11 protein-coding genes and 1 tRNA gene are annotated in these 12,766 nt (G+C 52.0%); 2 read left to right on the top strand and 10 right to left on the bottom strand.

Going from position 1 to position 12,766, the window contains the following annotated elements; translation table 11 throughout:
- Nucleotides 1-54 precede the first annotated feature (54 nt).
- Complete coding sequence (locus HMPREF9441_RS13360) at nt 55-363, top strand: hypothetical protein (protein ID WP_172634963.1); 309 nt, start codon at nt 55-57, stop codon at nt 361-363.
- 95 nt (nt 364-458) lie between these two features.
- On the opposite strand, the gene HMPREF9441_RS13355 is transcribed toward HMPREF9441_RS13360, so the two are convergent.
- The 5 genes from HMPREF9441_RS13355 to HMPREF9441_RS13335 form a co-directional block, all read right to left on the bottom strand.
- Nucleotides 459-638, bottom strand: coding sequence for a hypothetical protein (locus tag HMPREF9441_RS13355; RefSeq protein WP_008622129.1), 180 nt, complete (start codon nt 636-638; stop codon nt 459-461).
- A gap of 175 nt (nt 639-813) precedes the next feature.
- Nucleotides 814-1,410, bottom strand: a complete 597-nt coding sequence (locus HMPREF9441_RS13350) for a hypothetical protein (RefSeq protein WP_008622127.1) — start codon at nt 1,408-1,410, stop codon at nt 814-816.
- A gap of 214 nt (nt 1,411-1,624) precedes the next feature.
- Entirely contained in the window at nt 1,625-2,959 is a 1,335-nt protein-coding gene (locus tag HMPREF9441_RS13345; RefSeq protein ID WP_008622125.1) for a rhamnogalacturonan acetylesterase, read from the bottom strand.
- Entirely contained in the window at nt 2,956-5,901 is a 2,946-nt protein-coding gene (locus tag HMPREF9441_RS13340; protein WP_008622124.1) for an exo-beta-1,4-galactosidase, read from the bottom strand. Before HMPREF9441_RS13340 ends, HMPREF9441_RS13345 begins: the two co-directional genes overlap by 4 nt.
- 27 nt (nt 5,902-5,928) lie before the next feature.
- Nucleotides 5,929-7,092, bottom strand: a complete 1,164-nt coding sequence (locus HMPREF9441_RS13335) for a glycoside hydrolase family 88/105 protein (RefSeq protein WP_008622123.1) — start codon at nt 7,090-7,092, stop codon at nt 5,929-5,931.
- 115 nt (nt 7,093-7,207) lie between these two features.
- On the opposite strand from HMPREF9441_RS13335, the gene HMPREF9441_RS13330 reads away from it, so the two are divergent.
- Nucleotides 7,208-7,280 (top strand) — tRNA-Thr (locus tag HMPREF9441_RS13330).
- Nucleotides 7,281-7,454: 174 nt separating this feature from the next.
- Here the strand turns inward: HMPREF9441_RS13330 and HMPREF9441_RS13325 are convergent.
- The 5 genes from HMPREF9441_RS13325 to HMPREF9441_RS13305 are packed head-to-tail and all read right to left on the bottom strand — an operon-like array spanning nt 7,455 to nt 12,766.
- Nucleotides 7,455-7,871: an ACT domain-containing protein gene (locus tag HMPREF9441_RS13325; RefSeq protein ID WP_008622114.1), complete on the bottom strand. Its 417-nt coding sequence runs from the start codon at nt 7,869-7,871 to the stop codon at nt 7,455-7,457.
- Between the two features lie 17 nt (nt 7,872-7,888).
- On the bottom strand, nt 7,889-9,190 hold the full coding sequence (locus HMPREF9441_RS13320) for a phenylacetate--CoA ligase family protein (protein WP_039865357.1): 1,302 nt from the start codon (nt 9,188-9,190) through the stop codon (nt 7,889-7,891).
- Between the two features lie 58 nt (nt 9,191-9,248).
- On the bottom strand, nt 9,249-10,568 hold the full coding sequence (locus HMPREF9441_RS13315) for an aminotransferase class I/II-fold pyridoxal phosphate-dependent enzyme (protein WP_008622111.1): 1,320 nt from the start codon (nt 10,566-10,568) through the stop codon (nt 9,249-9,251).
- 6 nt (nt 10,569-10,574) lie between these two features.
- Complete coding sequence (locus HMPREF9441_RS13310; RefSeq protein ID WP_008622099.1) at nt 10,575-11,156, bottom strand: indolepyruvate oxidoreductase subunit beta; 582 nt, start codon at nt 11,154-11,156, stop codon at nt 10,575-10,577.
- Nucleotides 11,153-12,766, bottom strand: a complete 1,614-nt coding sequence (locus HMPREF9441_RS13305) for a thiamine pyrophosphate-dependent enzyme (protein ID WP_008622098.1) — start codon at nt 12,764-12,766, stop codon at nt 11,153-11,155. The genes HMPREF9441_RS13310 and HMPREF9441_RS13305 overlap by 4 nt, the downstream gene beginning before the upstream one ends.

Here is a 12,766-nt window from a genome sequence, read left to right as displayed (position 1 = left end):
GACTTAGGGCGGAAAAGCCGGACAAATAAGGTGTTTAACTAAAAAGGAAAACGGATGAAAAAGTTCTTATTGAGTTGCGCGGTGCTTCTAAGCGCAGTGTCCTTTACCGTTTATGCCGCACAGGAAAACAGCGAGGACAAAAAAGACAAAAGGGATAAAACGGAATGCTGTTGCAAAGATTGCACATGCAAGGATTGTACGTGCAAGACGGACTGCTCGGAATGTGCCGGATGCCGCAGAAACGAAGAATGCAGCGAGTGCCGGGATTGCAGGCACGAAGGACATTGCTGTGACTACGACCATCACCGCAAGGACAGAAGGCATCACCACCGCAGGGGAGGCTGTTGCGGAGGCGGGTGTTAATCCCCTTCCGGCATGATTGCCCATCGCAGAAAATCCGTTTGCATGTTGAAGATGATAAGACATAAGAACAAAAGGACATATCTTTCTCGTGAAAGTTATCTTGCTTTTTTGTTCGTGTGTTCTTCTGCCTTATAGGTTTCAAGATGTTTGAAAACAGGAAACAGGCTGTTTTCAGGTGTTTCTGCGAGAAAAGCATATACAAAAACGAATCTGCGCCAAACGAAAAATTGTTCTCCTTTGATTGATTTTTCGTTTGGCGCAGATTCGTTTTTCATTCTCCTGTCATCAATTTCAAGAGCTTAACTCTCTGAAAACCAATCATAAGAAGAAGGTAAAAGGAATTAACAGCCACAACATCCGGCTTCCCAGTCCATGCTATATCTATTCTGTAAGTTGACCACCACCATGCGCCGGAAACAGGGTAAACAAATACTATGAGACACATTCAAACTACTCTCGCGGACGGGCACACAGTTCGGCCAAATCCGGATATTTCGGCAAATCCTCCTTTCTAATTCTTATCATTTCCCGACCGTCCTTATCCGTAAAAGAATAAATTTCGACATTATACCTTTGTTTCTCAACCTTGAACTTTAGTTCCCGTAACGGGTATCTCTTCGGAGCGGCGTACCCAAATCCGTTGTAGGACACGATGTCATGTTCCAAAATAAAAGCATAAGAAACATTTTTATAAAACCTCTTAAAAAGAAGTACCATAACGGCCAACATGAGAAAAGCTATAAAGATCAACGCATAAGAGAACATCGAAAGTTCTTCATCTTCCAATGTTCCTTCCATGCCTCCGACAAAAGCCCAAGCAAAACAATACGCCCCAAGCATCACCAAACTCGCCAACACACAAACCGGCAAGTCCAATGTACTCCCTCCCCCGTTCAATGTCATGCACACCTTTTCTCCGGAACCCTCCAACAAATTCCGGACTTCCTTACGTTTGTTTTTCCACATAAAATAACTCACCACTGTCATGCCGCATGAAAATACCATCCAAATTATCAGGTATTCCACCATCATTAGTTCATTTTCCATATACCTTTAAAAAACATTCAAGTATAAAATTCCCACTTTTATGCAGCAGCCATTAAACTCTAAACCATTCGGAAAACAACTGCTACCGACATCTGCAAAAATAACACTTTGACTGGTAATACGCAAGAAAAACGAATCAAATAGAACAGGGTAACAAGAAAAACAGAATGCGGTTCTTGCATAGGCTTACATTAAAGCGCAACCCGATAGCAAATCAGTTGCCATCGGGTTTCTGCATCTCCACAAAGGGGCTTTCGTCCCAGTGGAACGCATCCGGACTATCCGGCACGGAAGGCCGGAAAGGCTGCACGTCTTCGCGAAGGTGGTCTACAAAAGGCAGACGAGCTTGTTTCATTCCTTCGATGACACACCGCGCTATCTGGTATGCCCCGTAAGGATTGAAATGGGTGTTGTCGGCCAAAGCCTTGTCCTGCCCCGGATAAGTACCGGCCGGATAATGCACGAAAGCTCTTTTACTTCCTTCCTCTCCCAAAGCCTCAAACAGAACGCGCGTCATTTCCTGCAAATCTATCAAAGGCACCTGCTCCCGTTCGGCCACCCAATGCACGGCACCGGGATAGTCGGCGTGTGTGGGCTGTATCTTCCCGTCCTTGAAAGCCCGGCGGCAGGTCGGGGTCACCAACACAGGATGTCCGCCATGCTGCCGGACTTCGTCAATGAACGTTTTCAGGCTTGTGGCGAAGGAATAATAAGCTCCCCTGCCCGGTCCTTTTTGTTTCTGGTCGTTGTGCCCGAACTCCATGAACATGTAGTCGCCCGGTTTCATTTGCGACAAAGCTTTCTTCAACCGTCCGGCACGGATGAAAGTGTCGGCACATTCGCCGCTCTCCGCATAATTGGCAAAGCAGACCTCCGCATCGAAGAAACGGGAAATCATCTGTCCCCAACTGGCCCACGGCTCTTCGTCCTGATCCACCACGGTAGAGTTTCCGGCCAGGAACAGGGTCGGGACACGGCGGTCCGGTTCAATCCGGATGGCCGCACACTGCGGACGGTCACCATTGATTTCAATCGTCAGCTTGTCATCCCAGTTCAGTTTGGAGCGTTCGCGCGGTTTGATGCGCACCGCTTCGGTGTCGGAGATTTTCGGTGTACGTTTGTTGACTGTGAAAGTAAACGTGCGGAACTCCCCTTTCTTCGTCGGCACGCTTTCCAAAAACAAGCGGCGCGACTCCGCCCGCACCGTGGTAACGCCTGCTTCCTTGCGGTTACCCAGGAGTACCGTGACGCGGTAGTTCCCGTCGGGTACCTGTACGGAGACATAATAAGGGCGGTCGCCGCTTTCGTCCGGCGAGGCGAGCAGGTCATAGCCGTACCCTTTCTCCGGTGTATAACGGTCTTCGGGAGACAGCCGGTGTCCGGCCAACGGTGCGGCAGACAATGTATCGCCCTCCTCCAACAGACGTTGCACCGGTACGCGCTTGTCCGAAGTCAGTTGCAACAAGTAACCACCATCGGAGGCATGCAACACGGAAAATCCCGTGCCGCATGCCCATAGTCCTAATATAATAAGGTGGCGTCGCATCATTTCTTGGCATTAAGTTTCGGTTTCAACTCATCGGGCGAATCATTGGTGTACATGTTCACCTTGGGAGCTTCTTTGGTGAAAAGGTCTTTGACGCACTGCAAATCCACCGTGTATTGCGGGCGGAAATCATCCGACTGCATGTAAGCGATGACGGCCTTGCGCATTTGGGCGATAACGGGCACCCCGCTGTCCGCATCCAACGGCATGGTGGTCATCATCAGCCGTCCGCCCGCCACGTTGGCTTCGAACAGCATACCGATCTTGCGGCTCAGGAACCACGTGTCGATGCTCTGTACGATCGGTTGGAAATCAGCCGGAAATTCCGTAAACTGCATGACCTGTTTACGGTTCACCAAGTCCCACCACTGCATGTCGCTATGGTAATCCGTGGGGAAGTTCCGGAAGAGCGGATGGTTGCTTTCGATGTAAAGCCCGGTGGTGTGGGGCGGACGCATCTTGAACCAACTCGTGTTCCAGAACACGGGCGTGAACTGTTGCACGATGTCCTTTCCATAAGTAATCTTTCCGGCTGCCGTCACCAACACCTTGCCTCCTGCCTTCAACACTTGTTCGGCTTTCTCGTCCAAGACATCCGTGATGTACACGTCGCCGGTGTCCATACGGGCCAAATCATCCAACGTCGTCTGAGGATACACCCAAAAGTCCCAATGGTTCCTGCTTCGCACTTCTTCCTTGCGGCCATCGAGGTCATACGTTCCCTTCAGCATCACCTCGAACACCATTTGCCGAGGCGCACCTATCTTGTCCAAAGCAACCGTCACGTTGCCCAAACCGATGTTGTTGCCCAAAGCCACATCACCGTTGTACAAAGTCCCTTCCGTATACGTTTTCCCGTACTTGTCGCAGATACGGTAGGACACTTCTGCGTCACGAATCGCCGCTTTGCCATAATGGGCCACCTCGACCGCCGCCGTAAAAGCGTCCCGGTTCCAATAGGTAAACTTGGGAATGCGCGCCAACAGCACCGTCGGCGAACAGAACTCCCGGAAGTCTTCCGGTGAACAGTATTCCTTTTCGTCAAAAAAGACATCCGTCAACCCCACCAAAGCCGTGCCCTGCCCGGAGTAGTCGTTCAGGGCCAACAACTGGAATCCCGCATAATCCGGTGTACGTAATGTCCGTTCAATCTCATGTTTGTAGCACAGGGTTTGCAGCTTGCCGGAGGCCATCATGAACTTGTGCGCCATTCCGCCCATGTGATTGTCGTTCAGTATGTCGCGGAATATCTCGAAGTTTTTGGCTTTGTTCACCCCCGTGTACTTACTGATTTCATCGAAATTAGGGAATACGCACCATTGTCCGGTCTCGTGGGAGACGAAAGGCACACTCACCGTATCGATTTTCGCTCGGAAGTCGGACATGCTTTCGGGTGCACGGCGGCGCCATTCGTCCAACCCGCGCACACCGGCTTTCACATGGTACATGCTCTTAGGCTGCCAAGCCCAACCGCCTCCGACCGACGCGCCGGTGTATACATGACGGCTGTCCGTCTTCTTCCAATAGTCCACGAAATCGCTCACCCAAGCCACCCAGTTGCCCGCCGGTTCGTTGCCGCAGGCCATCATGCAAAACGAAGCATAATTGCCATACGCCTTGTTCATGCGCTGTGTTTCTTCCATCAAATAACGGTCGATGTACATTCCGTTCCCCAGCTTCACCCCGTGGTTCGGCCAGCTCGGTCCTTCGGGCTGCAAATAGAATCCCACACGGTCGGCCGCCGCAAAGGCGGCTTCGGGCGGGCAGAAAGAATGGAAACGCATGTGGTTCAGCCCATAACTCCGGCAAATGCGGAACACCCGCTCCCACGACTCCTCGTCCATCGGGGCATATCCTGTCAATGGGAAATCGCAGTTCTCCACCGTGCCGCGCAACTGGGTGAGCCGGCCGTTCACATAAAACATCTTTCCGTCTATCTTGAACTCACGCATCCCGAAAGTACGGGTCTGTTTGTCTGTCCCGTGTTCGGAAGAGACTTCCGCCGTCAATTCATACAATGCCGGATTGAATTCATCCCACAACTGCATTTTCTCGCCCATGTCCAACACGACCTCTACTTCCGCCTGTCCTTTTTTCAGCTTCACCCGGCGGGACACAACCGGAATCTCGTGCTCCACATCGGCATTGAAACTCTTGGCCGACAACTTGACCTCGGCATCGGGACGTCCTTTGCCGCGATGTTGCTTCAAACGTATCCGCACGGTGGCCGTACGGTCGTGTATGTTCGGATAGACCTGTATGTCTTCGGCATACAGAAGAGGCGTGCTCCGCAATTCCATACGTCCCACCACACCGTTCCAGTTTCCTTGTGTCTGGTCGGTCACGCTGTGCGAGTCCGCTCCCACACAAACGCCGTCGATACGGTTGCTGACGCGCAACGCCAAAGCGTTTTCCCCGCTTTTGACATAGTCCGTCACGTCATAACAATGAGGCACGCACAAGCTGTTGTCGCCCCCGACTTTCTTTCCGTTGACCCACAATTCCGTCTCGATATGCGGACGCTCAAGATACAATACGACGCGACGGTTCTTCCAATCAGCCGGCACTTCCACCGTCCTCCGGTACCAGGCCGTCCCCACATAGTGGCGGTCGGGCGTCAGGAAAAACGGCAACTTGAAGTTCTCTTCCCGACGGTATTTCTCCATGTAAGGGTTATAAAAATAGGAACTATCGTAGAGCGACCCTGTCCACTGCGTTTCCACCGACGGCCTGTCACCCTTCAAACGTTGCGGCATACTGCCGGGTAACAAGATACGGTCTTCCAAAGGCCGGTCGTACCACTTATCGGCTGTTCCCTTATCAGCCCTGTCAATTTGAAACTCCCACTGTCCCGCCAAGTTCAAACGACCCTGTGCGGACAGCTTCCCACCGTAAGTCAAGGCGAGCATGGCAAAAGCCGATGCCCAAATGCGATGTTTGTTCATGAAAATTAGGTTAATAAAACGATTATATTATTGAGTTAAAAACTTTATCATCTCGGCACCGGCCAACAAATAACAACCGATGGCAAAATCCTCGAAATCCGGCTTGCTGTCATATCCTACCGGCTGACCGTCTTTCGGTTCTTTACCGGTCCCTTGCACGTATCCCAGAAATCCGTCCGGATGAACCGCGTCGTGCATCAACGCATTCCATGCCTTTAATGCAGGTTCTCCAAAAACATCGTCCGACAAGACCCCATTGCGCATTCCCCATGCCATACCATATAGGAACAGCGCGGTACCGGTTGTTTCCGGACCTCCGTAATGAAATTCATCGGTCAGGCTGCAATTCCAGAAACCATCGCTCCGTTGGCATTTCTTCACTGAGAAAGCCATGGCAAGGAAATCATCCGTCAGCAATTTCTTGATGTCCGCAATCTCCTGCTTCTCGCCTCCGACAAACAAATCCTCCGCCCGTTCCATCTCGTCTATCGTACGTGCCAACGCCGCCATAACCCAGCCATTCCCGCGGCTCCAGTAGCAATTCTTCCCGTTCGGCTCCTTATAAGGCGGAATAAAATCGGCGTCACGCCACCACAAACCGTCTATCGTATTAAACAGTCCGACCTGTCCGGCACAGTCGCGCGTATAGCCATACAGTTCCCTCATCGTACGGAAATAGCGAATGTCCTGCTTGACTACGCCCATTTTTGCATAGACGGGCATGGCCATTTGCAAGGCATCTATCCACGACCAATCCCCTCGTTCCGTACTGTTCACCACGTTATTGAGCATACGTTCCGTATTCCCCAAAACCTGGGCATCTTCATGCAGGCGATACAAATCAATATACACCTGCGCGCAACATTGGTTGTCGGCATTACGTGTATGCGAACCTCCGCGGAATCCCCACAAATTCGCCACAGCCCAATCCATGGCATATTCCACATACCGAGGCTGTGGAGCAACTTCGTTCAAAGCCAACAGCCCCTCCATATACACACTACGCGTCCAAATATTAGAGGGACGAACACCGTTTATCCGTATGGAATCCCCCGCCACAGGGTGCTGAGCCATGAAACGTTCGTTCACCAAAACCATCTGTTCTATCATAAGCTTTCTATCCGGCCGCCGGCCGGCCATAAGCCCGGTAACACAAGCTATAGAAAGGATTAACCACAGCGCTTTCTTCATTTAATATAGGTATTAATAAAAGCAAAGATAGTTTTTTTTCATCTTACCCTGAAAAAAATCCGGTTTTATTTTTGTATTTAAAAAATATGTCCTACCTTTGCACGCGAAATCAAAAGCCGACATGGCTCAGTTGGTAGAGCATTTCATTCGTAATGAAAGGGTCCGGGGTTCGAGTCCCCGTGTCGGCTCAAAGGAAAAAGGAAGAAAATAACTTATATTTTCTTCCTTTTTTGTTATCAGATTCCAGCTCTGTTACTATAAAACAAAAAGCAACCATCGTCTCAATTATATGAAAGATGGCTGCCTTTCCACTCGACAATCCGACTGTATTTCTTTAATCTTTCTATTCCTTAGCTCTACCCTTAAAGCTGTTGGTCTCCTAAAATATGGCAGTCTTCCTCAGAAAGCTGTTTCAGGCACTCGGACAGATTGCTCGGCCGGATAACGATATTCGCCCGGTCTCCCTGGGCAAAGGCATACATATATTCGATAAAAATCTGATGCTCGGCCAACTTCTCCAAAATCTTAGACAGCGCACCGGCCACGTTCGGGCAACTGATGCAAACCACATCGGTTAGAATCACTGCGAAATCTTTCGCACGCAATACTTCTACCGCCTTGTCTACGTCGGACACAATCAAACGAAGGATACCGAAATCCGTAGTCTCCGCCATACTGAAAGCGTGCATGTTGATACCTTGTTCGCCCAAAGCTTTGGTCACTTCGTTGATTCTCCCGCTTTTGTTTTCCAAGAAAACGGATAATTGTTTGATAGTCATACTCTTTCGTTTTTGAATTAAGCCAACACACGTTTATCTATCACTCGCGTACTTTTCCCTTCGCTCCTCGGCAGACTGTTGGGTTCCACCAATTTCACTTCCGCACTGATGGAAAGCACGCTTTTCAGACGTTCGGCCAAACGTTTCTTTAAAGCCAGCATACCGCCTAAATCGTCTGAGAAATTATCCGGACGCAACTCTACCTGTACCTCCAACATATCCATGTTGTTTTTGCGGTCTACCACCAACATGTAACGGGGCGCAAATTCCGGCATCTCCAGAATCACGTTTTCCACCTGTGAGGGGAACACGTTGATGCCGCGTATGATCAGCATATCGTCGCTCCGTCCGAGGATACGCGTAAAGCGCACACTGGTACGTCCGCATTCGCACGTGCCGAGCATCAATGTCGTCAGGTCTTTCGTACGGTAGCGCAACAGCGGCATTCCGGTCTTCGTCAGCGTAGTCAGCACCAACTCCCCTTCTTGCCCGAGCGGCAGTACCTCGCCGGTTTCCGGATGGATGATTTCCGGATAGAAATGGTCTTCTGCGATATGCGAACCGTTCTTGCAGCCGCACTCGTAAGCTACGCCCGGCCCCATGATTTCACTCAATCCGTAGATGTTGTAGGCCTGAATGCCCAGACGTTCTTCTATCTCGCGGCGCATGTTCTCCGTCCACGGCTCCGCCCCGAACGCCCCGATGCGCAACTTCAAATCGTCGGCCGAAAGCCCTTGCTTATGCAACGCCTCAGCCAGATACAGGGCATAGGAAGGCGTACAGGCAATACCCTTCACTCCAAGGTCTCTCAACAGACGGATATGTTTCTCCGTATTCCCGGTAGAAGTAGGCAATACGGTAGCCCCCAGATGCTCCACACCGTAATGGGCACCCAGTCCGCCCGTAAACAACCCGTAGCCATATCCCACGGAAACGATGTCTCCACGCGTCACGCCATAGGCCGTCAACGCACGTGCTATCACTTCTTTCCAAATCTCCAGGTCACGATAAGTATAGCCTACGATGGTGGGATTGCCCGTCGTGCCGGAAGAGGCATGAATACGGACTATCTCGGACATGGGCGTAGCCAACAGGCCCACCGGATAATTATCACGCAAATCCGCCTTGGTCGTAAAAGGCAATTTCACAATGTCGTCTATCGTACGGATATCATCCGGAAGCAAATCCATTTCCTGCATCTTAGCCCGGTAGAAAGGCGTGTTATGATATACCAAATCCACCAGCTTGTGCAGCCGTTTCCCCTGTAAGTCGCGCAATTCCTCACGACTCATACACTCTTTATTCTTGTTCCAAATCATGTTTTCCATTTTGTCTGTAACCGTCCGTGCGGCCTTATATCCATTCAGATTTATTCGCTCAACTTAAAGGATGATCCAACCGGAAAGCCTTCATCCGCTCCTCCATGAGCGGATAAAGTTCCTCACGCATACGGGAAGTACATGCCCTCACACCGGGCTGCCCACTGCCGGTTGTCTCCAACGAGATACTGCTCACTCCATAATATAACAACTCGCGCAACAATTCGCCCCCGCTCATCCGGCCATAGCCCACGGTAAAGAAAAAACCGTCTCCCACCGGCCGCGTCACATCGTAGTCATACACGATGTGGAATCCGTTGTCGGTGAATATCTTCTTCATCCGTTCAGCCCGTCGGGCATATTCACGCACGTCGGCTGCAAAATCCAATTCGCCGTCCGTAGCCGCCCGCAGCATTTCGGCATAGCCATACTGCGTGGAGGCCGTACAACCGGAAGTTATCATATACAGCACCGAAGCCACGAAAGTCTGCCCGAACACGCCGGAGTCGCCGTAACGTTCGGCCAACGCTGGATAATGCGTGTCGAACAATTTGTCGGACACACAAGCCACGGCCATCCGCTGCCCGGCATAGCTGAAGATTTTGGAGGAAGACAGCATAAGGATGTAATTGTCCGTATAGCGGGCCACCGTAGGCGGATAAGGCGCCTTCCAAGGTTGGCCCAAGTCCTGACGGAAGTCCATACAGAAATAAGCCATGTCTTCCAATACGATAACCCCGTAACGGGTGGACAATTCACCGATAATCGCCAGTTCGCTGTCCTCCAGACAAATCCACGCCGGATTGTTCGGATTGGAGTAAACGATAGCCGCGATGTCGCCCTGTTTCAGATAACTCTCCAGCTTCTCCCTCAACGCCTCTCCCCGATAATGGTAGATGTCGAACTGTTCCCACTTCGCCCCGATGATGCGCAACTGGGATTTCTGGATGGGAAATCCCGGATCGATAAACAAGACCTTGTCTTTTCCCGGCACGCATTGTGTGGTAATGACGAACGCCCCGAACGAGGCAGCCACCGAACCGGTCGTAGGTATGCAAGCCCGTGGCGAGATGTCTATATCGACAAAAGCCTTCACGAAGCGCGAAGCCTCGCGCTTCAGTTCGGGAATCCCGTCGGCTGCAGGATACTGCGCCCCCACTCCACGGTCTAAAGCGGCCTTCTCCGCTTCTATGCCAACACGATTGGCAGGCAGCCCCGGCGAACCTTGATCCATTCGGATGAATGGAATCCCCGTCTGTTGTTCCAGCCGGGAAGCCACCAACAGCACCTCGCCGATGGTGGCATGAGCGAGGTCGGCAATCTGCAACTCCTTTACCACAGATGCCACCAACTCTTCACTAAACACCTGATGTCCCATATCCGCTTACTTTAAGTCCGAAGCCGCATGCCCCAAATCGAAAGCCCGGCGGTTCATTTCCACTACGGCCTCCCCTTTTGTCCCGAACACACGGGCGATACTTTCACGCAACTCCTCCACCGACAGGATGTTCAGGTAACGGGCCGCAGCCCCCAACAGCATCACATTGGCGCACTTCGGCATGGAATGTTCCTTGGCCAATGCGTCCACATCCACCATGACGACATGGGGCAATGCCCTCAATTCGGCCATCAAAGCCTCGTCCTCGGGATAATTGGGAATGTTTTTGAACGGGGAAGAAGAGGTAATCACCCAACCGTCCTTATTTAAATAAGGTATATACCGCAAAGCCTCCATCGGCTCCAACGAGAGAATCATGTCGGCAGTTCCTACCGCAATCAAATCGGAAGCAATCTCCCCGTCAGACAAACGCAAATTGGACTGCACGTCACCTCCACGCTGGCTCATGCCGTGCACCTCAGCCTGTTTCAAGGTCAACCCTGCCTGCGTGGCAGCCTCACCGATGATGGTGGCAATGGAAAGGATGCCTTGTCCTCCCACGCCCGAAAGAATTATATCTTGTTTCATGCTTTCTTTTCTGCTCTTTTCTGTTTCAACTTTCTGTTCAAGGTCTGTATGCACTCCCGGCGCGGGATGATGACCGACACCCCTTTGTACTCTATTTCTTCACGAAGAATACGCGTAATCTCTTCCATGTTCTTAGGCAACGGCACCACTACGCGCACATGTTCCGGCTCCACCCCAAGCCCCAGACAAATCGCCTCAAACTTGTTCGTACCGGCAGAGTCCTGCCCGCCGGTCATCGCCGTAGTCAGATTGTCCGATATGATGACGGTAATCTGCGCCTTGTCGTTTACGGCATCCAACAACCCCGTCATGCCCGAATGGGTGAACGTGGAATCGCCGATGACAGCGATGGCCGGAAACACACCGGCGTCGGCCGCCCCTTTGGCCATCGTAATGGAAGCCCCCATGTCGAGGCAAGTGTCTATGGCACGGAAAGGCGGCAAAGCCCCTAATGTATAACAGCCGATATCGGCAAACACGCGTGCATCGGGATATTCCTTTACCACTTCGTTCAAAGCCGTGTACACATCGCGGTGGCCGCATCCCTGGCACAAGGCAGGCGGGCGTCCCACCACATTTTTCGGCGCTTCGAAGTAACGCTCCGGCCGGTGTCCCATAGCCGCTGCCACGCTGTCCGGCGTCAGTTCCCCCGTACGCGGCAAGTCGCCCGTCAGACGACCTCGTACGGGATAGTCTGCGGAAAGCATCCCCCTCACGAGTTCTTCGGCAAAAGGCTGGCCGTCTTCCACCACCAGAATCTCACGACTGTCGGCAGCCAGGCGGCGCACCAAGTCTGCGGGTAACGGATATTGGGTGATTTTAAGAATGTTGAACTTTTCCGCAGCCTCGCGTACCTCCGTCACATAGTTATATCCTATACCGCAGGCCAATATGCCCACCGGTTTCTCTCCCGAAGCCTGTTCGTAACGCGTGTAAGGAGCTTCGGCCGCAGCCTGTTCCAGACGCGGTTGCTGTTCCACCAATGCGGCATATTTCCGGCGCGAATTGGCAGGAAGGAGCACCCAACTGGCCGGATCCTTCGCACAGGGCAACGCCCTCACCTCTTCGGCTTCTTCCTTCACCGTCACGGCGGCCCGGGAATGTGCCAAACGCATCACGATACGCATCAGCACCGGCAACTTCTCCCGTTCGGAAAGTTCGAAGCCATATTGCATCATGTCGTACGCCTCTTGTTGAGTAGACGGTTCCAAGGTCGTTATCATGGAAAACTTACCGTAGAAACGGGAGTCTTGTTCATTCTGCGAAGAGTGCATGGAAGGGTCGTCCGCCACAACCACGATCATACCACCGTTCACGCCCGTAATAGCAGCGTTGACAAAAGCATCTGCCGCCACGTTCAGCCCTACGTGCTTCATGCAAGCTATCACACGCGCACCGGCGTAGGATGCCCCCAGAGCCGCCTCGACGGCAGTCTTTTCGTTCGTACACCACGTGCTGTGCAGACCTCGCGCACGCGCCAACGGATGCCGTTGGATGTATTCGGTGATTTCCGTGCTCGGCGTCCCCGGATAAGCATACACTCCGCGAATGCCTGCATGGATAGCCCCGAGGGCTATGGCTTCATCACCTAATAAGAGTTTCTTTTCCAT

Source organism: Paraprevotella clara YIT 11840, from assembly GCF_000233955.1.
Taxonomy (GTDB): Bacteria; Bacteroidota; Bacteroidia; order Bacteroidales; family Bacteroidaceae; genus Paraprevotella; species Paraprevotella clara.
The sequence above is the reverse complement of the archived record's forward strand: the minus strand, read 5'-3'. Positions and strand labels throughout refer to the sequence as shown.